Source organism: Bacillus sp. T2.9-1, from assembly GCF_950097965.1.
Classification (GTDB): domain Bacteria; phylum Bacillota; class Bacilli; order Bacillales; family Cytobacillaceae; genus Niallia; species Niallia hominis.
In genome coordinates this window covers 27782-54344 of sequence record NZ_CATNHG010000072.1, presented here as the reverse complement: position 1 = coordinate 54344, position 26563 = coordinate 27782, and the positions used below count along the sequence as shown (strand labels likewise).

Sequence of the window (26563 nt, the reverse complement as noted above, 5' to 3'; positions counted from 1 at the left end):
ATCCTTTAAATTTTATTGCTATAAACCCGTGGCCTAATTTATTTATTTTTCCTATTGAAAAAGCAATAATCTTTTAGAAAAAACCAAACCAAAAAAGCTGACAACCAATCAAATGATTGTGGTTGTCAGCTTCTTTCATACTATTATTTCACCATTTTTCAATAAAATTCTGTGTATAGTATTTATCAAATACGCCTACTCCAAGATGAGTAAATTTCTCATTCAATAAACACTCACGATGTCCTTTACTATTTAACCAGCCTTCGATTACTGCAGGGGCATCCGCATAGCCTGCTGCAATATTCTCTCCAGCAACTTGATAAAATACGTCTCCTGCCTTTAAACGGTCCTCTAGATCTCCATACTTCTCTGATGTATGGGAGAAATCCTCGGTTTCAAACATATCTTTACTATGGCCTAATGCGACTTCAGCAGTAGGTTGATCCCATTCTACTTTATTTAATTTAAATCTTTCTCTTAACACATTTGTCATATCTAATATTTGTTTTTCATTGCCTTCTTGAATTTCTTCACTATATTCCACATTATTATCTGTATCTAATAGTTCTCCTCGATAAACTAATTCATAAGGCCTTAAATGAAGTAATGTTCGTGCATCCATGTAACGAACACTTGATAAAGTTCCATTAAATTTATCAAAGTATAGCTGTGCATAATAATCACCTATCTGAATTAATGGACGGTTATTTATTTCATCCTCCGATAATTCGAATCGGTAAGAAGAATTTTCATAATTAAAGCTAATATTTGTTTCAATTGGTGTCATCGTATATATATCCCCAACTTCTTGTCCGATTTTATAAGGATTAATATTCACAGCACTACCAATTGCATAGACAGTCACCACTTTGTCATTTAGAATTCCCACCTGAAAATACTCAGATACATTCTTATTATAAATCCACCAATCGTATTCATAGGCTGACGGATCGATTCTAGTTGGTTCACCATATTTCTCTTTTAGTTCATTGACACTTTTACCAATCAAGCTCCCTAATCCTTCTTTAGGAACTGGTAGAATTTGCGAATTCTCAGCTGCTTCATTGAGATTATCCTCCACTTTTGTAGGGTTATCTCCATTTTCAACTAGTACGTCTGGCTGTTCCTTATCATCTGTTATACTAAAATAGAATCCAATTGCTGATAATACTGCAATAATTACGACAGTTCTTAATAAGATTTTCAGAGGATTCCCCCCTCTCTAGCATTGTTTCTATCAATATATGTTGACTTCTTACTAAATAGTATAACTTAATTTAAATAATTTTAATAGAATAAGTAGTTTTTCCATTTTTAGTCCACAAAATAATAAAAAAACTGAAAACAAAGTCCTTTTATTCCAAGGAATTTGTCTTCAGTCTGAATGCTTCTATTCTCTCGAAGCATTTATTAAAATCCTAATATTGCCTTTATAACAGACGTTGTTTCTCCACCATGATAGAAAACATAGAGAAGTAAATAGACGGCTGTTCCTGTAATAGCGGTAATAAACCAGATAATGCTTGTCATTGGACCTAATTTACGATGTTTCGCATATTGTTTTTTATAGCCTGTATACAACATAATAATTCCTAACACCGCCCCGATTGTAGCTAGTGTAATATGAAATATTAAGAAGATTGTATAATAAATCTTAATATCATCTGGTCCCCCAAAAGAAGTATTGCCAATAAAAACCGTTCTTGATGCATAGATAACAAAAAAGATTACGGCAAAAATAGCTGCAAAAAGCATTACCATCTGATGTTCTTTTCTTTTTCTTTTCTTGATTAACCCCCAGCCAATAGCTACAAAAATGCCACTCAAAACGATAAATGTAGTACTTATTGTCGGCAAAATCGGTAATGTAAATTCCATTAAACTACCCACTCCATATAGTATTTACCTCTTTGTTTAACTAACTCCCCAAATTCCCTTATTTCTATTAAAACAAGTCATTATTCTCGAAGCTCGTTTTTCCCCTAAAAAAGCGATTTTTCTTTAGAATAATGTAAATACCACCATTGATACAAATAGTATTGTTAAATATTGAATGGAATAGATGAACATTGCTGTAGCCCATTTATATTCATCTTGCTTTTTACTTGCTCGAATTCCTGTAATAACCCAGCCAATATTTAGTAACGTTGCTAAAACTAAAAATGGGATACCAATTTGATATAACAAAAATGGTAGTGGAAATAATGCAACAATCCATATATACGTATGTTTCTTTGTTACTTCAAATCCTTTTACAACAGGTAACATCGGAATTCCTGCTGCTCGATACTCTTCTACTCTTCTAATCGCTAAAGAATAAAAATGCGGTGGCTGCCAAACAAACATAATTAAAAATAGGCTCCAAGCAATAACATCAAGTCCAGGATCAATTGCGGCCCATCCAATTAGTGGAGGCACTGCTCCTGAAAAACTCCCGATAACAGTATTTGATACCAATCTCCGCTTAGACCACATTGTATAAATCACAACATAGCTAAATGCTCCAACTAAAGCAATAACTGTAGCAGTGATAGTTGTTAGCAATAAAAACAAAGTACCTATTAAAAGAAATCCAAAACCTAGGACTGCAACATTTGAAGGCTTTGCTTTTCCTGTTACAGTCGGTCTTGCCTTTGTTCTTTCCATTAATGGATCAATATCACGATCAATAAAATTATTTAACACACACGACCCAGCAATAATTAGTCCTGAGCCAATCAAAGTATATAAAATGATATCAATGTGCTCTAAAAACTTTGCATCTGTAAAGACAATTGCAAGCCAGATACCTGTAAATACCGTAATTAAGTTTGAATTCACAATTCCTATTTTAATTAATGCAAGAAAGTCCTTCCAGGCACTTGTTTCGGCTTGCTTATCCGTCAATTTGGCATTTGAATATGCACGAAAATTAGCCATTGATTATGTCTCCCCCTTCTATTACATAGTAAAGAAAATACTATTTAAATAACCGTTCATTTCCATTTGTGTCATTATTCACATTTAACAACATAGTAATGTTAAAAAAGACTCTTTTGCTATTAAAACATATTTTCACAGAGATTTCTCTCTTTTTTTTGAAAAAACTTCAGTTTTCACATTATTGGAAAATTTGTCCATTTTAGATAAACACTTCGAAAGCGTTTTAGGAATAAAAGACACTCTTTTTATTATAGCTTTTTTTTACAAGGAAGCAAATTAATTAACCTTTTAAATATCAATGTTCAGATTTTAAAATATAAAAAAGATAGCACCAACTATCTGTGCTATCTTTTATGAATCTATTAATTAGGCATTTTTCGTAAAGTTTGTTACTAGGAAGCCCTTTGCTATAAAGGTCTGTTTGTTCGAACAAATGGGGAAGTAGGTTGATTCGCCTGTGGAATATCAGCAACATCTTCAACTTTTGGCTTATAAACCCTCTCATATTTTACAAACATCGAAACATTCACTAAAATCCCCATTCCAATAGATAATTGTAAAAGGGACGATCCACCATAACTTACAAAAGGTACTGGCACACCGGTTAATGGGATTAATCCAGAAATCCCGGCAATATTAATAAACGCTTGAATCCCAACCATACTCGAAATCCCTATCGCTAGTAAGCTTCCAAAAGGATCTTTGCACTTTAATCCCGTATAAATGCCCCGTAAAACAATATAGCCAAGACCTAATACTACAAAGCCTACACCAAAGATACCTAGTTCCTCCGCTATTACAGCCATAATAAAATCGGTGTGACCATCTGTTAAATAGCCAAGCTTTTGTACTCCTTGTCCCAAGCCAACTCCTTTAAGACCACCAGAGCCAATCGCAATAAGTGAATTACTCATATGATAACCAGAATCTTGCACAACATCTTCGCCAAAAGGGGAATCCATAAACACAAATATTCTCGCCATTTGCTTTTCCGTAAACACACTTTTACCAGCCAGCTGCATACAAAGTAGCAATAGGAGTATAAATCCTAATCCAATAAGCATCAGCTTCGATAAATTCTTCCAATTCATTCCTGAACAGAGAATAATTGTTGCACCAATCATCAGAATAATAACCGCTGTCCCAAAATCTGGTTGAACCATAACTAAAGCACAAACAATAACTAAATAGGCTAGTGGTGGGACAACACCCCTATTGAATTCATTAATATAAGACTGCTTTTTTGAATAGATAGCCGATAAATAAATGATTACAGATAGTTTAACAAACTCTGCCGGCTGAAGACTTGAGGTTCCAATTTTATACCAACTTTGCGCATTTCCGTAAACACTACCAAACAAAAATATTCCACCTAAGAAAAAAATAGACCCAAACACCATTGGTACTAATATTCTATTGCTTAGTAGGGCCTTGTATGGAAAAAGTGCGACAACAATGAATGCAGCACCCGCTACTATAATATTCATAATCTGCTTCTTATAATAAAAATCACTACTATCATGTCCATAATATTGGACTGCTGAAACCATGCTCGCACTATAAATCATAATTAAGCCAAATAAAATTAACAGCACCATCGCTATAATAATTGTGTAATCATACGATTTTAATATCTTCTTTATCATTCAACCGCATCCCTTATTCATTCTCCTCATTTAGAGTATTCGTTGTCTCTTATCTATTTCCTGCTGAAAAGGATAAAACTTCTATTCATTCTCTTAAAATATCGGGCGTAAACTTATATATATTTTTAACTAATCCTATTTCGTATGTACTTCCCTTATTTTAGAATAATACACCTAACCACTAAAAAAACTCAAACAATGAATGCTTTTGTTTGAGTTTACTTTTTATTTTCTTATAGAAGCTTCATGCAAATTCGATAATTCTTTTTCCAACTCATCTAAAATCTTCTTGCCAACATGCTCTTCTACTAATCCTAATCGAATAGCAAAATCTATCTCTTTAGACAATCCATACATTTGCGTATCCAATACCTCTTCATATAGAGGACATTGAGGCATTGTTAAATTATCCATCTGAACTTTAATTAGTTTTAATATCTTCTCAGCATCAGCTTTCAATAGCTCATTTGCTTTTTCTTTATGATTAATAATCATTTCAGAAGTCAATCCTATCCCCCCGTTTCCGAGCGATTATCCTATCTATAAAGTTTAAACTCAACCTAGGAAAATTGCAAGAACAATCCCCCTTAAAAAATCTAAAATTTCGTTTCTAACCTTCTAAATGACAGAAAGACAAGAAGAAGCTATACTTAAATTAATATTGTTTTTAGACTGCTAATTATAAATCAATCATGTCCTCATTAATTAGCAGAATTTTAATACAATCAACGAATAAAGAATAAGGAGGAGAATTTAATGAATACTATTATTCAAGTTACCGGATTAGTAAATTTTCCGATAACCATTGATCCGACTGTATGGATATTTGATGATCGTAAACAAACCGCTGAGTCAGTATTCGCGCCAGTCGAAGTAAAGGATGAATTAGAAGCATATACAAAAGAAGCATCCAAGCACTGGGATCAAGAGATTACAGAAGGTGCTAAAGTGCCAGAGCAATCCACAAAAACTTATAAAAAAGTAGAAATGCTAACTGGTACCTTTTATATGCCTTTAGCTCCTTTTATAAAAAATACTGAACCAAAGGAAGTAGCAAAAAATCTGTTAATCACAACAGATGAAGAAGAATATACTATTCCACTAGAAGAAATCGATTCGATTTTCTTATTATTTTGCGTAAAAGGAAAACCGCTTACAGAAGATGGTCCTGTATATATTTTTGATAATACAAAAGCCAAGAAACAAACGCCTATCAAAAATGTCAAAGCATTTAAAATTACATAATAGAGCATCCATCCACATTTACGCCATCTAGCAATTGCTAGATGGCGTAAAAAAGCTAAAGTTTATAATAAATCTGCAGCTAACTGTGCTAGAGACGATCTCTCTCCTTTGACTAATTTTACATGTCCAGCTATTGGCTGGTCTTTAAAACGTTCTACCACATAGCTTAATCCATTATTAAAAGCATCTAAATAAGGATGGTCGATTTGTTCTGGGTCTCCCATTAAAACAATTTTACTTCCTTCTCCTACCCTTGTTAAAATCGTTTTCACTTCATGCTTTGTTAAGTTTTGTGCTTCATCAATAATAATAAATTGATCAGGGATACTTCTTCCTCTAATATACGTTAATGCCTCTACTTCTATTGAGCCCATTCCTGCAAGAATTGCTTCTAATTCACCAGGTTTCTTTGTATTAAACAAATACTCGAGATTATCGAAAATCGGCTGCATCCATGGCCTTAATTTCTCTTCCTTCTCTCCAGGAAGAAAGCCTAGATCCTTCCCCATTGGTACAATAGGTCTTGCAACTAATAATTTTTTATAATCGCCAAAATCTTCTGTTTGCATCAATCCTGATGCTAATGCCAATAAAGTTTTTCCTGTTCCTGCTTTCCCTATTAGCGTAACTAACGGCATGTCTTTCTTTAATAACATTTCAATTGCCATTGTTTGCTGCACATTTCTTGGGCGAATTCCCCAAATATGCTCATGATCAAACACTAGCTTTTTCACATATTTTCTTGATGAATCAACAATTGCTAACGCAGATGACGAAGACCCTAATACATCCTTTAAGATGAGAAACTGATTAGGATAATAACTTCCATTGCCAATTTCCGTGACAGGAAGCTGTCCAATCTCATAAAAGCGATTTAATACATCAATCGTTACTTGTACATCCATAAAACCGGTATACAAATCTTCATTTTCAACAACTCGGTCACTTAAGAAGTCCTCACTCATAAGCCCAATTGCATCTGCTTTAACACGGACTAGTGTATCTTTACTTACTAAAATAACGGTTCGTCCATTTTCTTTTTTGCTTTCTTCTATTGATAAATTTTTTGCAACTGCTAATATTCGGTTATCATTCGTTTTTTCCACAAATATTTCTTGAAGCTCATGAAAAGATCGGTGATTTAGTTCAATTCTTATAGTTCCGCCATTTTCCAAAGGAATCTTATCATGCAACTTTCCTGCTTCTCTTAAATTATCGATCAATCTAGATATTTGTCTTGCGTTCCTTCCGATTTCATCCATGTACCGTTTTTTGCTGTCTACCTCTTCTAATGCTACTGCTGGAATTACTACATCATTGTCACTAAAAGAAAAAATGGAATATGGATCCTGTAACAAGACATTTGTATCCAATACGTAAATTTTACTCAAACCGATGCCCCCTGCTCTAAAACGTCATATATTGCTGCACTATCCGTGTAACGGAAAGAACCTTGGTAAAATATATGTTTTATCGCATAAAGATAGAAGATATTTCTCACAATAAAGAGAGAGGAAGTATAAAAAAACATAAAAATGCTCATTTCCACCAACAAATCAGGTGAAAATGCACACTTTTAGAAGTTATTCTTCAATATTAAAGGAGGTAATTTTTATGAAAAAAGGATATTTGTTCATTGCAATCCTTTTTCTGCTTGCTGGATGTAATAACAATAATGTAGAAAATAGCCAACAATCAGAGAATAGAGATGATACCCCTCATGTTACAAATGTAAAAAATTCTACTATCGAGGAAGTTGACCGTAAAACAGGACAGGATATTGCCAAAAGACTCGTTTCCCTTGCAACAAGTATCGAAAATGTCAATGATGCAACAGCAGTAGTCATCGGTAAATATGCCCTTGTAGGTGTGGATATTAACGCTGACTTAGATCGTTCAGAAGTCGGTTCCATCAAATATTCTGTTGCAGAAAGCTTAAAGAACGATCCTGATGGGGCAAATGCTGTCATTATTGCTGATCCTGATATGAATGCAAGACTAAAAGAAATTGGCGAAGATATACAAAATGGGAAGCCAATCCAAGGTATCTTTAATGAATTGGCCGATATTAGCGGAAGACTAATCCCTGAAGTACCTGCTGATATGATTAAAAATGAGCCAGATGGGGATATGAAAAAGCCGAATGAAAAATTGAATGAAGAAGAAGAAAAAGAACTGAAAAATGACCAAGATGAGCAATCGAATAATCGTATAAGAGATTAAAATTCGATTTTCTATACGATTTTATATATAATGTGCCTATAATCTATTTTTTTCGATCTTATAGGATTAGAGGTGCAGCTGTTGAAAGTAAAATGTGTAATATGTGATAAAATTGAAGATATAGACGAAAATTCCTTTCAGGCAAAACGACTACGAAATCGGCCGATTCATACGTATATGTGTAAAGAATGTGAAGAACGAATTGCGGAAAATACAAAGAAACGAATAGATTCTGGCAACTTTGTTCTTTATCAAAACAAAACGCAAGAAGATGATTGGTAAGTAGACAAGCAGTATCAATAAAAAGAAGATCTTTTAGCTAAGGTCTTCTTTTTTTTACATACTTCTTTTTTAACTGCTTCGTTATTTAGAGGTTATTTGTTGGAAACACGAATTTATGCTTCTATTTTTATTACGTTTGGTTTTAGATCATGGTAGCTAGTATGAGATATTCTCTGTTACCTTTCACTTTGGATTTTCTTGCTCAATGGAAAAAAGTGGGGGTTATGAACACCACTTTTCTCTTTCAACTTGCGAAATCTGGTTTTCATCTCCAATAAAAACACTATTTTTCCACCTTACTCACTCTAAATGACAATTTCCAGCGAAATCCCTACCTCCGCCCTACTCTAAACACAAAAAAGAAGCCATCAACAGATGACTCCTTTTCTTTTATTTATTCAGCAGATTTTTTCTTCTTGCCAGCTCTTTCACGTTCTGCTTTATTTAAGATTTTTTTACGTAAACGAATGGATTCTGGAGTTACTTCACAATACTCATCTTCATTTAAGTATTCTAAAGATTCTTCAAGTGTCATAATTCTTGGTTTTTTCATTGTTGCTGTTTGGTCTTTGTTTGCTGAACGGATGTTTGTTGCTTGTTTTACTTTTGTGATATTAACAGTAATGTCATTTTCACGTGTATGCTCACCAACAATCATCCCTTCATAAATTTCAGTCCCAGCTTCTACAAAGATAATTCCGCGGTCTTCTACTTGCATAATCCCATAAGTAGATGATTTTCCAGATTCCATACTTACTAATACACCTTGACGACGTCCACCAACTTGGCCTGATGCCATTGGTTGATAGCTATCGAATGTATGGTTGATGATACCATATCCGCGTGTTAATGTTAAGAATTCAGTTGTATAACCAATTAGTCCACGAGCAGGTACGTTAAAGATTAAACGAACTTGTCCGTTACCATTATTAATCATATCTAACATTTCACCTTTACGAGCACCAATTGACTCCATTACAGAACCTGTATGCTCTTCAGGAACATCAATTTGTACACGCTCGATTGGCTCACAACGAACACCATCGATTGTTCTAACAATAACTTCTGGTTTTGAAACTTGAAGCTCATAACCTTCACGACGCATATTTTCAATTAAGATAGATAAATGAAGCTCTCCACGTCCTGATACAGTCCATGCATCTGGAGAATCTGTATTTTCAACACGTAAACTTACGTCTGTTTCTAATTGAGCGCGTAATCTTTCTTCAATTTTTCTTGAAGTTAAATATTTACCTTCTTTACCTGCAAATGGAGAGTTATTAACTAAGAAAGTCATTTGAAGAGTTGGCTCATCGATACGTAAAACTGGAAGTGCATCTTGATGTTCAAAAGGACATACAGTTTCACCAACGTTAATATCTTCCATTCCTGATACTGCGATTAAATCTCCAGCGTATGCTTCTTCGATTTCTTGACGTTTCAATCCGAAGAAACCAAAGATTTTTGTTACACGGAATTGTTTAACAGTTCCATCTAATTTCATTAAAGCTACTTGTTGACCAACTTTCATCGTACCGCGGAATACACGACCGATACCAATTCTTCCAACATAGTCGTTGTAGTCTAAAAGAGCTACTTGGAATTGTAAAGGCTCTTCGCGATTATCAACTGGTGCAGGAATATGCTCTACAATTGAATCATATAATGATTGCATGTTTTCATCTTGTTTTTCAGGGTTTGTGCTGGCTGTACCATTAATAGCTGATGCATAGATAACAGGGAATTCTAATTGTTCTTCTGTTGCATCTAATTCAATAAATAAGTCAAGAACTTCATCAATTACTTCAGCAGGACGAGCAAAGTCACGGTCAATTTTGTTAACAACTACAATTGGAGTTAAGTTTTGCTCTAATGCTTTTTTCAATACGAAACGTGTTTGAGGCATACAACCTTCATATGCATCAACAACAAGTAGAACACCGTCAACCATTTTCATGATACGTTCTACTTCTCCACCAAAATCAGCATGTCCTGGTGTATCTAGGATATTAATACGTTTATCTTTATATTGAATAGCAGTATTTTTCGCTAATATTGTTATTCCACGTTCTCTTTCTAAATCATTGGAATCCATTGCACGTTCTTCCACATGCTCGTTTGTACGGAATGTGCCGGATTGTTTTAGCAGCTGGTCAACCAACGTTGTTTTACCGTGGTCAACGTGAGCAATAATAGCAATGTTACGAATATCTTCTCTAATTTTCAAAAATTTCACTCCTACCTAAATATGTCTATCTTGATTTAATTTATTTTTTTAATAATATTATAACTGAGTCATTATATCACATAATTCCGAAGAAACCTAAAAGCTTTTATAAAAAACACTGAATGAAAACGCTATTTTCGAAAAATATTTTTTAAACTAACCTTTTTATCCGATAATTATCAATTTCTTTACATTTTTTCTGTTCTTTCCAAGCCATCCCATTGTATTATAGAAGGAGAAAATAGATAAAAAACCCACATCTAGTCGCTGTGGGATCATTTAATCATTATCATACGCTATTATTTCCGATTAATATATACCATAATAAAGGAAGATAATCATGAATTTTGATAAATATCCATTTTTTTACTATAACATCTATGGAATTTCAAGTTTTATTGGTATCGGTATATGTATTGCTGAAAAAACATTAGTTGGCACACTCATTTGTTTTTTCTTAATGTGTGGGATTTGGTCACTTCGATCCCAAAAGAAAAAGAAAATGCAACAAATATTGGAAAAACAGCAGTGTTAGTCTTTTACCAGTTACCATCCTTTAAATATTTTTCGAGTATTTCCTCATGTAATCCAGGTTTAGAAGCAAAAAAAGATTGTTGTGTTAATAAATCAAGAGGCTCATTTTTTAAAGTTGTTACCTTTCCTCCAAGTTCTTCCACCATTATCTTGCCTGCTGCGTAATCCCATGGCGATAATCTTAAAGTGAGATAAGCATCCATTCGTCCAGCTGCAATATAGGCAAGTTCTAAACAAGCTGACCCGAAAGATCTCGTTCCTCTAGATTCCCTTACCAGTGGTTCTAAAATGCTCGGATCTATACGTTTATTTTTCGTAACCCATGTTGCATTTAATCCAATAATAGCCTCATCAACAGCGGTGTCCTTTAAAGGGAGTAGCTTTGTTTCGTTCATATATACCCCATTCCCCTTTTGAACATGGTATAGTTCATCTGCAACTACATCATAAATTAAGCCGATTTTCCCTATTCCATCCTCATAAATACCGATTGAAATCGCGAAATCCCGTTGCATATGGACAAAATTCATCGTTCCATCAATTGGATCAATAATCCAGACAATCCCCTTTAAATCTTCTAAAGATTCACTTACTCCCTCTTCTCCTAAAATTCGATGAGCAGGAAAAACATCATTTATTTTATTTATCAAAAACTCTTCCGTCCCCTTGTCTATTTGCGTAACTAAATCATTTTTATTAGATTTTGTTTGAATAATGAGCTCAGATGAAAAAGATTTGATGATCCTTTCCCCCGCTTCTTTTATCCATTCTTTTGCATACTTATCAATTTCAAGCCAATTTGTCATTTTCTCAACCTTCTTTACATTCTTTTTTCCAGCACTTCCTATATTTTAGCTAATATAATCTCTAAACATACTTCAAAAGAAGCTATCTTATTCTCTATAGTATCATAAAATAAGAAAATTCTATAAATTGCAGTGCTATAGAATAACTATTTAAAAAGTCGATTGCCATTAAACAAGTTTCCTTCCTATCATTCCCTAAATAATGTAGCAAGCAAAATCATGCAGCTGACTCTATAGGAATTCAAATTTCCTTCCTATAGAGTCAGCTGCATGATTATCTAATATATTCCTTATAATGCTTTAAGTCTTAGAAGTTCCTGCCTGATTTTTTCTAGTTTTTGCTTACTTAATTTTTTTTGTTTTTCATCTTTTTCATTGATTGCATCGAATAAGGTAGCCAATTCATAATCCATTTCTAGACGAAGAACAGCCCTTTTTTCCTTTTCCACTTCCATTTTCTTCGCTAAATTCATCAATTGTTTCACTGACAGTACACCCCTTTCATCGACTTGCATTTCTGTGATTTCATATATATTATGTGAAAACCAATTAGCTTGCTCCTTTTTTGTGCGATAACCTAGTGCAATCCAAATTTCTTCATAATATTATTTATGTATGCTACAATATTGGCGAAAAGCATATCAAAAGATGAATATACAAGAAAATAACTAAATAGCTTACTTGATTATATATAAACTATTTACCCGGAAACATAAGAGATAAACTCAAAAGGAGATAAGAAATAATGTCGTTCACTGGTTTTATACAAAAAGATTTTGATACATTTAAGATTGAAGGACTGGATTCAAGAATGGAAGCAATTCAAGAGAGAATTCAGCCGAAATTCCTCGAAATTGGCGCAGAGCTTACAGATGAACTTTCAGGTAAACTCGGAATGGAAATGTTCCTCCATATTGCCAAGCACGCAAGACGGACCGTGAATCCCCCAAAAGATACATGGCTTGCGATTGCAAATAATAAGCGTGGATATAAACAACATCCACATTTCCAAGTTGGCTTATTTGATGACCATCTCTTTATATGGCTAGCTTATATATACGAACTTCCAAAAAAGAAAGAAATTGCACAAGGCTTTTTAGAAAATTACGAGCTAATACAGTCATCTCTGCCGAAAGATTATTTCCTTTCCATGGATCATATGAAAAAAGAGGCTATAAAAATAGAAGAAGCCGATTTAAAAGCAGCTTTAACAAGGTTCCGCGATGTAAAAAAAGCTGAATTTTTAGTTGGTCAGCAAATCCCAGTTGGTAATCCGATTCTTTCAAATGGAGAAGCATTACTCTCCTTAATTGAACATACATATGATACATTACTTCCAATTTATAAATTATCAATGGAGTATTAAAGAGGACAAAAAAACTTGGGTATACCAAGTTTTTTTGTCTATTAAGAATCACTCTACTAGCCTTCAATAGATGCGGAAAAAAATAGCACCCTAATTAGCATCATGACTTTACAGTTAGCGAGATTGCTCTTAGAATGCTTTTTATGTATAACCCTTTTCCTATGGCATCTTTATTCTGCTATTCTCTGTAGCATCTTTCGCCTTTTTGATTGTTCGATATGTAGAATATCCACTTACTTCTTCAAATTCATCACAGACATTCTTTTCTTGCGCTTTCCCTGGGACAATTTTTTTAAATGCACGATATTGTTCCATTAATTCAGCTTTTTCTACACCTTTTTCATAGGCTTTCTCAATACATTCAAAAAACTTAACTACCGTAATGATTTCATCTGTTGACCAATCGATATCGATTGGGTATTGATAATCCATTTTTCCACATCCTATTATTTAAAGTATTTTTCAGATAAAATCTATTGTAATTTAAGTAAGTAAGAAAGTAAAACTTGTTTCTTCATACTAACTTTTTCCTTTGTTTTATAAGCTTATGCACCCAAAAAGGCATGTAAAAAAATAATTCTTTTTGCTATAGTAAAAACTAATTGTATGCAAAGAAAATAAAAAATGCTATAATTCTTTTGTTTTATGATTTTTATAATTTGAAATTAGGGTAAAACTTGTTAAGAGTAACGAAATTAAAGACAAAAGGGCGACAAATAGGTACAATAAATTTCTAGCACGTACATAAGAAATTTCAATAAAGTTCGCTAATGTTTGCATAAAAATACTTAATAAAGAGGTGTGGTAATAAATTGTCACAACACGAAACACCGTTATACCACGGATTATTGGAACATGTTAAAAAAGATCCTATACAATTTCATATACCTGGGCATAAAAAAGGGAATGGAATGGATCCAGAATTTAGAAACTTTATCGGAGAAAACGCCCTTTCGATAGACCTTATTAATATTGGTCCTCTTGATGATCTTCATTATCCAAAAGGGATGATTAAACACGCCCAGCAACTTGCTGCTGAAGCGTTTGGAGCAGATCATACTTTCTTTTCCGTTCAAGGCACAAGTGGTGCTATCATGACAATGATCATGAGTGTTTGTGGCCCAGGAGATAAAATTATTGTTCCAAGAAATGTTCATAAATCTGTTATGTCTGCGATTATATTTGCGGGAGCTATTCCAATTTTTATCCACCCAGAAGTAGATAAAAACCTTGGTATTTCTCACGGAATCACGGTTGAGTCTGTTCAGCATGCTTTAGACCTTCATCCAGATGCGAAAGGACTACTTGTTATTAATCCAACTTATTTTGGCATTTCAGCTGATTTAAAAACAATTGTGGATTTAGCTCATTCCTACAATATTCCTGTTCTAGTGGATGAAGCACATGGAGTTCATATTCACTTTCACGAGGCTCTGCCCATGTCTGCAATGCAAGCAGGTGCAGATATCGCAGCAACAAGTGTACATAAACTTGGTGGTTCTATGACACAAAGTTCGATTTTAAATATGAGAGGCGACCTAATTAGCTACAAGCGAGTCCAGTCCATTCTAAGTATGTTGACAACAACTAGCACATCCTATCTGTTGCTAGCATCATTAGATGTTGCGAGAAAGCGACTTGCAACAGAGGGAAAACAACTAATAGATAAAACGATAAATCTTGCACAATACATTCGAAGACAAATTAATGACATTGAACACTTATACTGTGTTGGAGAAGAGATTCTTGAGTCAGACTCTGCATTTGATTATGATCCGACTAAACTAATTATTTCCGTGAAGGATCTTGGCATAACAGGCCATGATACGGAAGAGTGGCTTCGTAAAAATTATCGGATAGAAGTGGAAATGTCAGATTTGTATAATATCCTGTGCATTATTACACCTGGAGATTCAGAAAAAGAGGCCAATATTTTAATTGATGCCCTAAAAGCACTTGCTGAAGAAAGAAAAGATAAAGCGTCTAAAGTGGAGGCACGAGTAATGCTGCCAAACATCCCTCTACTAGCGCTAACACCAAGAGATGCTTTCTACTCTGAGACAGAATTAATTAATTTTGATGATTCAGTTGGAAGAGTCATTGCGGAATTTATTATGGTATACCCTCCAGGAATCCCTATATTCATCCCTGGCGAAATTATTACAGAAGATAACCTTGCCTATATAAAACGAAATATGGAAGCAGGATTACCTGTTCAGGGGCCTGAGGATTACGATTTCAAAAAGCTTCGCGTTATTAAAGAGCATCGCGCGATAAGATAATAGTGCTTTAGGTAACAGGAATGCCAAATGAAGGTATTCCTGTCTTCTATTTGGATATAAAAAATGCTAAACATTTATTTCTATAGGTAAGAACAGATTGGAGTTTTCTTTTTGAAAAATTATTTGATTATGACGATTATAAGTTTACTAATTAGTCTTGCTACCCCGTTTCTCTTTAAAAATTACATAGTACAAAAACCGACGCAATTAACACAATCCTTTCGTTTTGGTGGTCCCATCCCATTTGCAGAACAACAAAAGCTGTTGCCTGCCTCATCGAATGCCTATCCATTAGAAGTTTCATTCGAATCTCCCATGCAAACGAAAACTATTTTTCATCCCGTTTCATTTATGTTTAGCTTTCTTATGTTTTTCTTATTAATACTATCGATCTTCACTGTTCTTAAAAGCTATTTTGGAAAAATACCATCAAAGCGGAGACAATAAATAGTTGCATGGTTTTTAATTCTATTTAAATAAAATGCCTTTGATTATCCAAGGGCATTTTTTGTATTGTATTACTGTTTTGTTTATAAGGAAATGGCAATGGTAACAGAGATTGCCTCTCTACTTTCTTCTTATCCAAAAAAGCAAGTCCAAATGATTCAGAGCAAAACACTTATCTAATCCTTTTTAATTGTATGTTATGTTATATTTAGACTACAGAAATAATCGTCATAATTAAATGGAAGGATCCGTAAATAGATAAACTAATCATCGTGGCTAACATCGTTTTTCTTGTTGATTTTATGATTGTATTTCCTATAATAATCGCTAAATAAAAGAACACCCCAAACATAAACACTTTATAGAGGATTAAATCATGTCTTGATAACCATTCTATGATCGAAAAGCCACTCCAAATGATTAGTTGAAATAAAATTGCCGTATAAATCTTCAAGAAAAACCACCACCCTTCCTTCCTAAAACCTAACAATTAATACTAGTATATGTATCAATCTTTTGTTTTATTTTATAATTATTTTCTTCAAAAAAACAGTAATATGGCTGGACGGAATAAAGCTGACTATATGAAAAATGGATAAAATTAATAGATTTCTTTCCTTTTTAAAGTCAAAAAAAAGCCCTCTTATAAAGAGGACTTCTTTTTTTAGCAATTAACGTAAGATATGAATTGGGTTACCAATTGCAACTTCCGCTGCTTCCATTGTTACCTCACCTAAAGTTGGGTGAGCATGGATAGTCATAGCTAAATCTTCAGCTGTCATACCAGCTTCGATTGCTAAACCTAATTCAGCGATCATATCAGATGCACTTGGACCAGCGATTTGAGCACCGATTACAAGACCATCTTCTTTACGTGTAACAAGCTTCATGAAACCTTCAGCATCATTAAGTGCTAATGCACGTCCGTTTGCTGCAAATGGGAATTTAGCAGCTTTCACTTCGATACCAGCTTCTTTAGCTGATGCTTCTGTGTGACCAACTGTAGCTAATTCTGGCTCAGAGAATACAACTGCAGGAATTCCTAAATAGTCGATTTCTGCATTATGTCCAGCAATAACTTCAGCAGCAATTTTACCTTCATAAGAAGCTTTATGAGCTAATGGAGGACCAGAAACAACATCACCGATAGCAAAGATATTGCTTACAGTTGTACGGCATTGCTTATCTGTCTTAATGATTCCGCGTTCGCCTAATTCGATACCAACTTGTTCTAATCCAAGTTCGTCTGTATTAGGTTTTCTACCAACCATTACGAATACATAATCAGCTTCAACTGATTTTTCTTCGCCTTTAACTTCATATTTAACAACAACGCCAGTGTCCGTTTCTTCTACACCTTTAGCCATTGCTTTAGTGATGATTTCAGCACCTTTTTTCTTTAAGTTACGAGTAACTAATGAAGACATTTGTTTCTCGAAACCACCAAGAATTTCATCAGCACCTTCTAGGATAGTCACTTGAGTACCAAAGTTAGCGTAAGCTCCACCTAATTCAGTACCAACATATCCTCCACCGATTACAACAATTTTCTCTGGAATTTCTTGAAGTGCAAGAGCACCAGTTGAATCAAGAACTCGCTTAGAGAATTTGAAAGTAGGGATTTCGATTGGACGAGATCCTGTTGCGATAATTGCGTTTTTAAAAGTATAAGTTTGAGATGATTTTTCATCCATTACTTTTAATGTGTTAGCATCTACGAAATATGCTTCCCCATATGCAATATCAATTTTGTTCCCTTTTAAAAGTCCTTCTACTCCACCAGTAAGTTTTTTAACAACACTGTCTTTCCAAGCTTGAACTTTTGAGAAGTCAACTTTTACATTTTCAGTTGTAATACCCATGTCTGCAGAATGTGCAGCATGCTCATAACGGTGTCCAGCAGAGATTAAAGCTTTAGAAGGAATACATCCAACGTTTAAGCAAACTCCACCTAATACGTTTTTCTCAACAATTGTAACTTTTTGTCCTAATTGTGCTGCGCGAATTGCTGCAACATATCCACCAGGACCCGCACCAATGACTATAGTATCTGTTTCAATAGGAAAATCTCCAACTACCATGTTTTACGCCTCCATTAACAATAGTTCTGGATCGTTCAATAAACGCTTAATATGATTCATTGCATTTTGAGCAGTAGCTCCGTCGATCATTCTGTGGTCAAAGCTTAAAGAAAGTGCTAATACAGGAGCAGCAACAATTTCTCCATCTTGAACGATAGCTTTTTCAGCAATACGACCAATACCTAAAATAGCAACTTCAGGATGGTTGATTACTGGAGTAAACCATTGTCCACCAGCAGAACCAATGTTAGAAATTGTGCAAGATGCACCTTTCATTTCAGCTGGAGCTAATTTACCGTCTCTTGCTTTAACAGCAAGTTCATTAATTTCGTTAGAGATGTTAAAGATACCTTTACGATCAGCATTTTTAACAACAGGAACTAATAAACCTTTTTCTGTATCAGCAGCAATACCGATATTATAGTAATGCTTATGAACGATTTCGCTTGTAGCATCATCTAATGATGTGTTTAAAGCAGGGAATTCTTTTAGTGCACTTGTTAAAGCTTTTACTACATAAGGTAAGAATGTTAATTTAATACCTTTTGCTGCAGCAACTTCTTTATATTTCTTACGATGTGCAACTAATTTAGACACTTCCACTTCATCCATCAATGTTACGTGAGGAGCAGTATGCTTAGAGTTTACCATTGCTTTAGCAATCGCTTTTCTAATTCCACTCATTTTCTCACGAGTTTCTGGGAAATCACCTTCTGGAATAGCAAGTGGCTTAGGAGCTTCCGTTGCTGTTTCAGCTGGAGCAGCTTCTGCAGCTGGTTGGCTAGCAGGTGTTGCACCACCATTTAAGTAAGCATCAATATCTTCTTTTGAAATACGTCCGTTTTTACCAGAACCAGAAACAGCTTGAATTTCTACGCCTTTATCACGAGCATATTTACGTACAGAAGGCATTGCAATAATGCGTCTGCTTGGATCAACATCTGCTTCTTGTGCTTTGCTTTCTTCAGCAGCATCAGGTTTTGCTTCTTCAGCATCAGCTGGAGCTTCATCACCATGATCGCCTTTGAATTGAAGATTTTCATATCCAGGAGCATCAAATGTAATTAAAATATCGCCTACAACTGCTACTGTTCCTTCTTCAACCTTAACTTCTTCTACAGTACCTTCAACAGGAGAAGGTATTTCTACTACTGCTTTATCATTTTGCACTTCACATAATACATCATCTTCTTGAACTTTATCGCCTGGTTTAACAAACCATTTTACGATTTCGCCTTCGTGAATACCTTCACCAATATCAGGCAATCTAAATTGAAAAGCCAATGTGACAACCTCCTAATAATCTTATGAAAAAATTTTCTTCGTTCAACTAACTTATCTTCTAATTGTTGCGTAAATATTATTCGGTATTAATTAGAAAGTTAGAACTTTTTTAGCTGTTTCAATAATATCTTTAAAGTTTGGAAGCCATACAGTTTCAGCTTGTGTAAATGCAAATACAGTATCTGGTGCAGTTACACGTAAAACTGGAGCTTCTAAGCTTAGAATTGCACGATCATTGATTTCAGCAACAACATTAGCCGCAATACCAGCTTGTTTTTGTGCTTCTTGAACAACAACTGCTCTACCTGTTTTTTCAACAGATCCAATGATTGTATCGATATCAAGTGGGCTTACAGTACGTAAGTCAACTACTTCCACTGAATATCCTTCTTTTTCTAATTCTTCTGCTGCTTTAATAGACTCTTGAACCATCGCTCCATAAGTAATGATAGAAAGGTCTTTACCTTCACGCTTTACATCCGCTTTTCCAAGAGGAATAGTGTACTCTTCTTCTGGAACTTCTTGACGGAATGAACGGTATAATTTCATATGCTCTAAGAAGATAACAGGATCGTTATCGCGAATAGCAGAAATTAACAAACCTTTAGCGTCATAAGGAGTAGATGGGATAACAACTTTAAGACCAGGTTGTTGTGCCATTAATCCTTCTAAGCTGTCCGCATGAAGTTCAGGAGTATGAACCCCACCACCAAATGGTGAACGAATAGTTACAGGTGCGTTGTAACGTCCACCTGAACGATAGCGCATACGAGCCATTTGTCCAGAAATACTGTCCATTACTTCATATACGAAACCAAAGAATTGAATTTCAGGTACTGGACGGTAACCTTGAAGTCCTAAACCGATTGCTAAACCACCAATTCCAGATTCAGCTAATGGAGTATCAAATACACGATCTTCACTGAATTCTTTTTGAAGACCTTCTGTCGCACGGAATACACCGCCGTTTACACCTACGTCTTCTCCAAATACTAATACATTTGGATCATTACGTAATTCTGTGCGTAACGCATCAGTGATTGCTTGAATCATTGTCATTTGCGCCATGGCTTACTTCGACTCCTTTGCTGCATAAATTTCATATTGTTCTTGAAGATTAACTGGTAGCTCTTCATACATGATGTTCATTAAGTCAGTTACTTTTTGTTTTGGAGCTTCGTCAGCAATTTTGATTGCTTCTTTAATTTCTTCTTTAGCACGCTCAATTACTTCGTTTTCTTTTTCTTCGTTCCAAATGCCTTTGTTTTCAAGGAATTTACGGAAGCGCACTAATGGGTCTTTCTTTTCCCACTCGCTGTCAAGATCAGCTGTACGGTAACGAGTTGGGTCATCTCCAGCCATTGTATGTGGACCATAACGGTAAGTTAAAGTTTCGATTAATGTTGGACCTTCACCATTGATTGCTCTTTCACGAGCTTCACGAACAGCAGCATAAACTGCTAAAGCGTCCATACCATCTACTTGAATTCCAGGGATCCCTGCAGCAACTGCTTTTTGAGCAATTGTTTTCGCAGCAGATTGTTTCTCAACTGGAGTAGAAATTGCAAAACGGTTATTTTGTACAACGAAAATTGCAGGAGCTTTGAATGCACCAGCAAAGTTAATTCCTTCATAGAAATCACCTTGTGAAGCACCACCATCACCTGTATACGTAATTGCAACAGATTTAGCACCACGTTTTTTCATTCCTAATGCTACACCAGCAGTTTGGATGTATTGTGCACCGATAATGATTTGTGGAGAAATTACGTTTACACCTTCAGGAATTTGATTTCCTTGGAAGTGACCACGTGAGAATAAGAATGCTTGAGATAAAGGAAGCCCGTGCCAAATAATTTGCGGAACATCACGATATCCTGGAAGAATAAAATCTTCTTTTTCTAATGCAAATTGTGAAGCTAATTGAGAAGCCTCTTGTCCTGCAGTAGGTGCATAGAAACCTAGGCGACCTTGTCTGTTTAATGAGATAGAGCGTTGATCAAGAATACGTGTATATACCATACGAGTCATTAATTCTTGTAATTGCTCATCACTTAAATCAGGCATTGCAGATTCGTTTACAACTTCGCCCTCTTCATTTAGAATCTGAAGTGTTTGAAATTGGTTTGCCACTTGTTCAAGCTGTGCTTGCACATCAAATTGTGCCTTCTTTGTTTTAGAAGCCATTAAAGCCACCCTTTCCTTTCATATTAAAAGACTTTTTTCTGTAAAAACAAATAGATGTTTACAATGTGTTTGAATGTGGTAAACATTCAGTTGGGTAACGCTTTCTATTACTTACAGCATATCACTTTAAGTAACAAAAAAAACCATACTAAAACAGTTTTCCACAAATTACGCAAGAAAAAACGTCTTATAAATTAATTCGGTTTCCGTATAGACTGTATCAATTATTAATATGTAAATATTAATACAACTGTTCAATACATTTATAAGTTTAATATACTTAAATATTATCCGTCAATCTTTAAGCTCTAAGTTTTTATTATTTTTTTACATAAAATTAATACAACTGTATTATTTATAAAACTACATCTGTATTATACAGATACCACTATTTACAACTGTTTTATAATAATTTTCCTCCTTGTCGAATAAACACATTATTGCGATTAAAGAATACAGAAGTACAGTAACAACAGTTTCTATCATTAAATGTATTTTAATTCGCAGGAATTTCCGTAAAACTTTTGCTAATTCTCACCTCCACCATTGTGCCATGTTGGTCCATCTTATAGACAGCCACGTATTTCAAAAAAAATTTATTTTCCCCTATAAAAAAAACACAGTAACAGTTTGTCCAATTCAGCAATTTTCTTGCTCCTTGACAGATTCTGTTCCTGCGGTAAATGAAAATAAAACTTGGAAGACATAAAAAAATATAAAAAAGCTACTTACTCCTCTTCCTTCTCATCACTCATCTTAATTTTTATTCCTGCTTCATTATAGAAGTCTACTTTTAGTTCATTATATTTTTTCGTCAGTTCATTAAAGGTTTGATTATTTTCATACACTTTTTCATATGTTTCATTTATTTTCTTTACTTGCTTTTCTAAATCATCCATATTCACATCTTCATCTTTAAACATTTCATATAGTTTTTTATCACTGTTAAGCCCTTCTATGTAATTAGCGTATAATTTATCATGTTCTTCATAACGGGCCATCATTGTTTTATAAAGTTCGTCTGCTTTTTCTTTTAGCTCTTTATCTTCTTTTTCTTCTAGTTCTTCTATATCAGTTGTAATTGTCTCAAACTTTTCTTGCGACTGTTTAATGCTTTCTGCTTCTTTATCCATATATTCTTTTCTCTTGGCAATAGATTCTATGGCCTCATCTGATAATTTTGTGATTTCATCCATATCTTCTAAGCCAAGACTAATTATTTCGGAATAGATGTCTTGTTCTTTCTTCTCTAAAGTCACAAGAGGCTCTTGCTGCTCTTCAAAGCCAATTTCAATTTCAACCACTTCTTCTAGTTTTTCATACATTTTCTCACTTGGAGACTGAAAATTACATCCAGCAGCAATCATTGCAAATAGCAAGATTGTACTAAACAATAGCATACTTCGTTTCATCTGTTTCCTCCTCACTTTCTTATTACTATATCGATTCTTCTGTATTTTTACAATAACGGTTGGCTTATTATTACTCCCTTTGCCTTATTACTAACCCTTTTTAATTCCGTCATAATATAGTGTTATTCAATTTAAGTAAAATGAAACGGTTTATATATTAAACATATTAGCCTGTCCTATAATATATTATGGGTATATATGATTATCTTATTGCATAAAGTACTATTCTCTTGTATTAACTTTTCATTCTTTCTCTGTTAGACTACTTTATAGATAGAACAAGGAAGTGATTATGATGATAACAATGGCAGATATTATTCGGGATGGTCATCCAACATTAAGAAGAGTAGCAGCAGAAGTTACAATGCCACCAAGTCAAGAAGATAAAGAAATTTTAAAAAGCTTACTTGAATATGTAATAAATAGTCAAGACCCTGAATTAGCGGAAAAATATGGTTTAAGAGGCGGTGTTGGATTAGCTGCACCACAAATAAATGTTTCCAAACGAATGATTGCTGTTCATGTTAAAGATGAAAATGGCAAGCAATATAGCTACGCCCTTTTCAATCCAAAAATCATTAGCCATTCGGTTGAAAAAGCCTATTTAACTACAGGAGAAGGTTGCCTATCTGTAGACGAAGCCATCCCAGGATTTGTGCCAAGATATGCAAGAATCACATTAAAAGCTATTGATTTAGATGGCAAGGAAGTAAAGCTACGACTAAAGGGCTTACCAGCTATTGTATTCCAACACGAAATTGATCATTTAAATGGTGTCATGTTCTATGATTACATTAATGAAAATGATCCTTTTCTTCCTATTGAAAATGCAATTCCTGTGGAAAGATAGAGTTAAGAACATTCCTTCTTTCCTCCTGGTTCGATCATTTAATAAATTTCTTCGAGCCTTCTTCTCCCTTCCACTCCTAAACAATTACAATAGAAAAAAATCAATCTTCTTGCTTCCCCTCTTCCATTAGAGGGGACCCATTCGCTTTCATATAAAGTTAATTATTACGAAATAAAAGCCTATTTTACAATTACCAACATTAACCATGAGAATCCTGCAATAAATTTCATATACTATTACTATAAAAGGCTGTTTTTAATAAGATTGTTGTTATCATATATAAAAAAGCCTATTAAATGAACGAACCATTCGATGTGATTTAACACATGTAAAATCACCTTCAGTTTAAAAAAAAGAAAGAATCGGAAAAAAAACAACATCTCAAAAAACTATTTTTTTACAAAAAGAAAATATAAAATGTGAAGATGACTTTACTTTGTACAAGAATGGTTTAAAATAGAATTAAGGAGATGATCCACTATGTTAAAGAAGCTAAGAAAAAAGCTCTTAAAACAGTGGAAAGATTTACTGCGTAAAAAAACAATAGCTTAAAAAAATTGAAGGGTATTCTTATGGTCCGACCTATGCCACGCTTTGTTAAATATAGTGGTTATTATACCACTATATAAACCAAGCTTAGTGGGAAGAGTCTGACCTTTTATTTTATAAAGATTTAAAAATATTTTACATAATAAAGTTGATTATCTTTCAAACAATGGATTTTGATAATAATTGCTATTAAAAGAAAAAACATGAAAAACATGTTATTTTTTTATATAATAATTTTAGATATAAATGATTAAGGAGCGAATTACCATGATATTTAAAGTATATTTTCAAGATTTAAAAACAGAGGTACCAGTAAGAGAAAACACAAGAACAATATATGTTAAAGGTGTTTCTGAAAGAGATGTTAGAACAAAATTGGCAGAAAAACCATATAATATCGAGTTTATAACTCGTGTAGAAGGTGCATTCTTAGAGTATGAACAACAAAACGAAGACTTTACAGTATTGGAGATTGAATAATGAAATTTGTAAAAAATGATCAAACTGCTGTATTTGCCCTCGGTGGACTAGGGGAAATCGGTAAAAATACTTATGGTGTCCAGTTTCAAGACGAAATTATTTTAATTGATGCTGGTATTAAATTTCCGGAGGACGAGCTTTTAGGAATTGACTATGTTATTCCCGATTATACTTTCTTGGAGAAGAATGTAGACAAAATTAAAGGCTTATTTATCACGCATGGTCACGAAGATCATATTGGTGGTATTCCTTACCTTTTAAGACAAGTTAATATCCCTGTATATGGTGGAAAATTAGCATTAGCACTTGTTCGTAATAAGTTAGAAGAGCATGGACTATTGCGTCAAACTACGATGCGTGAAATTCAAGAAGATGATGTGATTAAATTTAGAAAAACATCTGTTTCCTTCTTTCGAACAACTCATAGTATACCTGATTCCTATGGTATTGTCGTGAAAACTCCACCAGGAAACATCGTACACACTGGAGATTTTAAATTCGATTTTACGCCCGTTGGGGAGCCTGCCAACTTAACAAAAATGGCTGAGATCGGTAAAGAAGGCGTTTTATGTTTATTATCTGACAGCACAAATAGTGAAGTGCCTAATTTCACAATGTCCGAAAAAAAGGTTGGCAAAAGTATTCATGACATATTTATTAAAGCAGATGGTAGATTGATTTTCGCTACTTTCGCTTCTAATATTTATCGTTTACAGCAAGTAACAGATGCTGCCGTAGAATTCGGTCGTAAAATCGCTGTTTTCGGAAGAAGCATGGAGGCTGCCATTAATATTGGCTTAGAGCTTGGGTTTATAAAAGCTCCAAAAGAAACCTTTGTAGATCCTCAGCAAATTAATCGTTTACCGGCTAATCAAGTTGTGATTTTATGTACAGGAAGTCAAGGCGAACCTATGGCTGCTCTTTCAAGAATTGCAAATGGAACACATAGACAAATCCAAATTATTCCTGGTGACACAGTTGTTTTCTCATCTAACCCTGTACCAGGTAATACACTAAGCGTTAATAAAACAATAAACATGCTTTTTAGAGCTGGTGCTGAAGTTATTTCTGGGCCACTTAGCAATATTCATACTTCCGGTCACGGTGGACAGCAGGAGCAAATGCTAATGCTACGACTAATTAAGCCTAAATTCTTTATGCCAATCCATGGAGAATTCAGAATGCAAAAAACACATGCGCAGACTGCTGTTGACTGTGGCGTCAAGGAAGAGAACTGCTTTATCATGGATAATGGTGAAGTATTGGCACTTTCAAGTGATACAGCGCAAGTTGCTGGTAAAATCCCATCCGGAAACGTTTATATTGACGGAAGCGGAATTGGAGATATAGGCAATATTGTATTACGCGACCGCCGAATTCTTTCAGAAGAAGGCTTAGTCGTTGTAGTAGTAAGCATTAACATGACAGACTTTAGAATCGCAGCTGGACCAGATCTTATTTCAAGAGGATTTGTATACATGCGCGAGTCTGGCGATTTAATAAATGATGCACAGAACTTAATAAGCAAGCATCTAAATAAAGTAATGGAACGCAAAACAACACAATGGTCTGAAATCAAAAATGAAATTATTGATACGATTTCTCCATTCCTTTACGAAAAAACAAAACGTAGACCAATGATTCTTCCAATAATTATGGAAGTATAACGGTATATAAAAGGCGCTGTATGTTCAATTCTTGAACATACAGCGCCTTTTTTTCGGTTATGAAAGTATTTTT

General features: G+C 34.3%; 26 protein-coding genes. 10 read left to right on the top strand and 16 right to left on the bottom strand.

Translation table 11 applies throughout. The features are described 5' to 3' along the window. Positions 1 to 148 precede the first annotated feature (148 nt). From QQZ16_RS05205 to QQZ16_RS05185, 5 genes are all read right to left on the bottom strand, one after another. On the bottom strand, positions 149 to 1207 hold the full coding sequence (locus tag QQZ16_RS05205) for a CAP domain-containing protein (protein ID WP_235252615.1): 1059 nt from the start codon (positions 1205 to 1207) through the stop codon (positions 149 to 151). Positions 1208 to 1410: 203 nt separating this feature from the next. Further along, positions 1411 to 1878 (bottom strand): DUF420 domain-containing protein, encoded by a 468-nt coding sequence (locus QQZ16_RS05200; RefSeq protein ID WP_235252612.1) that lies wholly within the window; start codon positions 1876 to 1878, stop codon positions 1411 to 1413. A gap of 123 nt (positions 1879 to 2001) precedes the next feature. Further along, a complete protein-coding gene (gene cyoE / locus QQZ16_RS05195) occupies positions 2002 to 2919 on the bottom strand; it encodes a heme o synthase (RefSeq protein ID WP_031534243.1) in 918 nt (305 codons plus the stop codon). Between the two features lie 410 nt (positions 2920 to 3329). Then, positions 3330 to 4568 carry an FtsW/RodA/SpoVE family cell cycle protein gene (locus tag QQZ16_RS05190; RefSeq protein WP_031534241.1) on the bottom strand — a complete coding sequence of 413 codons (1239 nt, stop codon included), beginning with the start codon at positions 4566 to 4568 and terminating at the stop codon, positions 3330 to 3332. A 225-nt stretch (positions 4569 to 4793) separates the two neighbouring features. After that, positions 4794 to 5075 carry a YlaN family protein gene (locus tag QQZ16_RS05185; RefSeq protein WP_031534239.1) on the bottom strand — a complete coding sequence of 94 codons (282 nt, stop codon included), beginning with the start codon at positions 5073 to 5075 and terminating at the stop codon, positions 4794 to 4796. A 249-nt stretch (positions 5076 to 5324) separates the two neighbouring features. On the opposite strand from QQZ16_RS05185, the gene QQZ16_RS05180 reads away from it, so the two are divergent. Beyond that, positions 5325 to 5813: a hypothetical protein gene (locus QQZ16_RS05180; RefSeq protein WP_031534237.1), complete on the top strand. Its 489-nt coding sequence runs from the start codon at positions 5325 to 5327 to the stop codon at positions 5811 to 5813. Positions 5814 to 5875: 62 nt separating this feature from the next. Here QQZ16_RS05180 and QQZ16_RS05175 read toward each other — a convergent pair whose 3' ends face one another. After that, on the bottom strand, positions 5876 to 7204 hold the full coding sequence (locus QQZ16_RS05175) for a PhoH family protein (protein WP_035415906.1): 1329 nt from the start codon (positions 7202 to 7204) through the stop codon (positions 5876 to 5878). 223 nt (positions 7205 to 7427) lie between these two features. Between QQZ16_RS05175 and QQZ16_RS05170 the strand changes: the two genes are divergently transcribed. Both QQZ16_RS05170 and QQZ16_RS05165 read left to right on the top strand, forming a co-directional pair. After that, complete coding sequence (locus QQZ16_RS05170) at positions 7428 to 8036, top strand: YhcN/YlaJ family sporulation lipoprotein (protein WP_031534233.1); 609 nt, start codon at positions 7428 to 7430, stop codon at positions 8034 to 8036. 81 nt (positions 8037 to 8117) lie between these two features. Further along, entirely contained in the window at positions 8118 to 8318 is a 201-nt protein-coding gene (locus QQZ16_RS05165) for a YlaI family protein (RefSeq protein WP_031534230.1), read from the top strand. 394 nt (positions 8319 to 8712) lie between these two features. Here QQZ16_RS05165 and typA read toward each other — a convergent pair whose 3' ends face one another. Continuing rightward, positions 8713 to 10545, bottom strand: a complete 1833-nt coding sequence (gene typA / locus QQZ16_RS05160; protein WP_031534229.1) for a translational GTPase TypA — start codon at positions 10543 to 10545, stop codon at positions 8713 to 8715. 340 nt (positions 10546 to 10885) lie between these two features. On the opposite strand from typA, the gene QQZ16_RS05155 reads away from it, so the two are divergent. Next, on the top strand, positions 10886 to 11080 hold the full coding sequence (locus tag QQZ16_RS05155; protein ID WP_031534228.1) for a DUF5325 family protein: 195 nt from the start codon (positions 10886 to 10888) through the stop codon (positions 11078 to 11080). Between the two features lie 4 nt (positions 11081 to 11084). Here the strand turns inward: QQZ16_RS05155 and QQZ16_RS05150 are convergent, their stop codons facing one another. Together QQZ16_RS05150 and QQZ16_RS05145 are read right to left on the bottom strand one after the other, a co-directional pair. Next, the gene (locus tag QQZ16_RS05150; RefSeq protein WP_031534226.1) at positions 11085 to 11885 is read right to left on the bottom strand and encodes an inositol monophosphatase family protein; all 801 of its coding nucleotides are present in this window, start codon (positions 11883 to 11885) and stop codon (positions 11085 to 11087) included. Between the two features lie 290 nt (positions 11886 to 12175). Then, on the bottom strand, positions 12176 to 12370 hold the full coding sequence (locus tag QQZ16_RS05145) for a hypothetical protein (RefSeq protein WP_284561175.1): 195 nt from the start codon (positions 12368 to 12370) through the stop codon (positions 12176 to 12178). A gap of 260 nt (positions 12371 to 12630) precedes the next feature. On the opposite strand from QQZ16_RS05145, the gene QQZ16_RS05140 reads away from it, so the two are divergent. Beyond that, positions 12631 to 13251 carry a DUF1054 domain-containing protein gene (locus tag QQZ16_RS05140; protein ID WP_031534223.1) on the top strand — a complete coding sequence of 207 codons (621 nt, stop codon included), beginning with the start codon at positions 12631 to 12633 and terminating at the stop codon, positions 13249 to 13251. Positions 13252 to 13410: 159 nt separating this feature from the next. On the opposite strand, the gene QQZ16_RS05135 is transcribed toward QQZ16_RS05140, so the two are convergent. Next, a complete protein-coding gene (locus QQZ16_RS05135) occupies positions 13411 to 13683 on the bottom strand; it encodes a UPF0223 family protein (protein ID WP_031534221.1) in 273 nt (90 codons plus the stop codon). A gap of 380 nt (positions 13684 to 14063) precedes the next feature. On the opposite strand from QQZ16_RS05135, the gene QQZ16_RS05130 reads away from it, so the two are divergent. Further along, positions 14064 to 15533, top strand: coding sequence for an aminotransferase class I/II-fold pyridoxal phosphate-dependent enzyme (locus tag QQZ16_RS05130; RefSeq protein ID WP_031534219.1), 1470 nt, complete (start codon positions 14064 to 14066; stop codon positions 15531 to 15533). A 111-nt stretch (positions 15534 to 15644) separates the two neighbouring features. Then, complete coding sequence (locus QQZ16_RS05125; protein ID WP_251627357.1) at positions 15645 to 15980, top strand: hypothetical protein; 336 nt, start codon at positions 15645 to 15647, stop codon at positions 15978 to 15980. A 208-nt stretch (positions 15981 to 16188) separates the two neighbouring features. Here QQZ16_RS05125 and QQZ16_RS05120 read toward each other — a convergent pair whose 3' ends face one another. The 6 genes from QQZ16_RS05120 to QQZ16_RS05095 form a co-directional block, all read right to left on the bottom strand. Next, positions 16189 to 16434 (bottom strand): hypothetical protein, encoded by a 246-nt coding sequence (locus QQZ16_RS05120; protein WP_031534215.1) that lies wholly within the window; start codon positions 16432 to 16434, stop codon positions 16189 to 16191. 217 nt (positions 16435 to 16651) lie between these two features. Next, positions 16652 to 18061 carry a dihydrolipoyl dehydrogenase gene (gene lpdA, locus QQZ16_RS05115; RefSeq protein WP_031534213.1) on the bottom strand — a complete coding sequence of 470 codons (1410 nt, stop codon included), beginning with the start codon at positions 18059 to 18061 and terminating at the stop codon, positions 16652 to 16654. Between the two features lie 3 nt (positions 18062 to 18064). Continuing rightward, positions 18065 to 19345, bottom strand: a complete 1281-nt coding sequence (locus QQZ16_RS05110) for a dihydrolipoamide acetyltransferase family protein (RefSeq protein WP_251627358.1) — start codon at positions 19343 to 19345, stop codon at positions 18065 to 18067. Between the two features lie 90 nt (positions 19346 to 19435). Next, positions 19436 to 20413 carry an alpha-ketoacid dehydrogenase subunit beta gene (locus tag QQZ16_RS05105; RefSeq protein WP_031534209.1) on the bottom strand — a complete coding sequence of 326 codons (978 nt, stop codon included), beginning with the start codon at positions 20411 to 20413 and terminating at the stop codon, positions 19436 to 19438. Positions 20414 to 20416: 3 nt separating this feature from the next. Further along, entirely contained in the window at positions 20417 to 21532 is a 1116-nt protein-coding gene (pdhA, locus tag QQZ16_RS05100; protein ID WP_031534208.1) for a pyruvate dehydrogenase (acetyl-transferring) E1 component subunit alpha, read from the bottom strand. A gap of 728 nt (positions 21533 to 22260) precedes the next feature. Then, a complete protein-coding gene (locus QQZ16_RS05095) occupies positions 22261 to 22944 on the bottom strand; it encodes a YkyA family protein (protein WP_031534207.1) in 684 nt (227 codons plus the stop codon). Positions 22945 to 23239: 295 nt separating this feature from the next. Here QQZ16_RS05095 and def point away from each other — a divergent pair, with 295 nt between their 5' ends. The 3 genes from def (at position 23240) to rnjA (ending at position 26490) form a co-directional block, all read left to right on the top strand. Next, positions 23240 to 23794 (top strand): peptide deformylase, encoded by a 555-nt coding sequence (def, locus tag QQZ16_RS05090; RefSeq protein ID WP_031534205.1) that lies wholly within the window; start codon positions 23240 to 23242, stop codon positions 23792 to 23794. Positions 23795 to 24610: 816 nt separating this feature from the next. Then, entirely contained in the window at positions 24611 to 24823 is a 213-nt protein-coding gene (locus tag QQZ16_RS05085) for a DNA-dependent RNA polymerase subunit epsilon (protein WP_031534203.1), read from the top strand. Beyond that, entirely contained in the window at positions 24823 to 26490 is a 1668-nt protein-coding gene (gene rnjA / locus QQZ16_RS05080) for a ribonuclease J1 (protein WP_031534201.1), read from the top strand. Before QQZ16_RS05085 ends, rnjA begins: the two co-directional genes overlap by 1 nt. The last annotated feature ends 73 nt before the right edge of the window (positions 26491 to 26563 follow it).

Excerpts from the sequence above, each read along its gene's own strand:
- QQZ16_RS05095 (WP_031534207.1), bottom strand. The coding sequence starts at position 22,944 with ATGAAACGAAGTATGCTATTGTTTAGTACAATCTTGCTATTTGCAATG.
- QQZ16_RS05105 (WP_031534209.1), bottom strand. The coding sequence starts at position 20,413 with ATGGCGCAAATGACAATGATTCAAGCAATCACTGATGCGTTACGCACA.
- QQZ16_RS05140 (WP_031534223.1), top strand. The coding sequence starts at position 12,631 with ATGTCGTTCACTGGTTTTATACAAAAAGATTTTGATACATTTAAGATT.
- QQZ16_RS05200 (WP_235252612.1), bottom strand. The coding sequence starts at position 1,878 with ATGGAATTTACATTACCGATTTTGCCGACAATAAGTACTACATTTATC.
- def (WP_031534205.1), top strand. The coding sequence starts at position 23,240 with ATGATAACAATGGCAGATATTATTCGGGATGGTCATCCAACATTAAGA.
- QQZ16_RS05085 (WP_031534203.1), top strand. The coding sequence starts at position 24,611 with ATGATATTTAAAGTATATTTTCAAGATTTAAAAACAGAGGTACCAGTA.
- rnjA (WP_031534201.1), top strand. The coding sequence starts at position 24,823 with ATGAAATTTGTAAAAAATGATCAAACTGCTGTATTTGCCCTCGGTGGA.
- QQZ16_RS05170 (WP_031534233.1), top strand. The coding sequence starts at position 7,428 with ATGAAAAAAGGATATTTGTTCATTGCAATCCTTTTTCTGCTTGCTGGA.
- QQZ16_RS05150 (WP_031534226.1), bottom strand. The coding sequence starts at position 11,885 with ATGACAAATTGGCTTGAAATTGATAAGTATGCAAAAGAATGGATAAAA.
- QQZ16_RS05155 (WP_031534228.1), top strand. The coding sequence starts at position 10,886 with ATGAATTTTGATAAATATCCATTTTTTTACTATAACATCTATGGAATT.
- QQZ16_RS05135 (WP_031534221.1), bottom strand. The coding sequence starts at position 13,683 with ATGGATTATCAATACCCAATCGATATCGATTGGTCAACAGATGAAATC.
- cyoE (WP_031534243.1), bottom strand. The coding sequence starts at position 2,919 with ATGGCTAATTTTCGTGCATATTCAAATGCCAAATTGACGGATAAGCAA.
- pdhA (WP_031534208.1), bottom strand. The coding sequence starts at position 21,532 with ATGGCTTCTAAAACAAAGAAGGCACAATTTGATGTGCAAGCACAGCTT.
- lpdA (WP_031534213.1), bottom strand. The coding sequence starts at position 18,061 with ATGGTAGTTGGAGATTTTCCTATTGAAACAGATACTATAGTCATTGGT.
- QQZ16_RS05190 (WP_031534241.1), bottom strand. The coding sequence starts at position 4,568 with ATGATAAAGAAGATATTAAAATCGTATGATTACACAATTATTATAGCG.
- QQZ16_RS05180 (WP_031534237.1), top strand. The coding sequence starts at position 5,325 with ATGAATACTATTATTCAAGTTACCGGATTAGTAAATTTTCCGATAACC.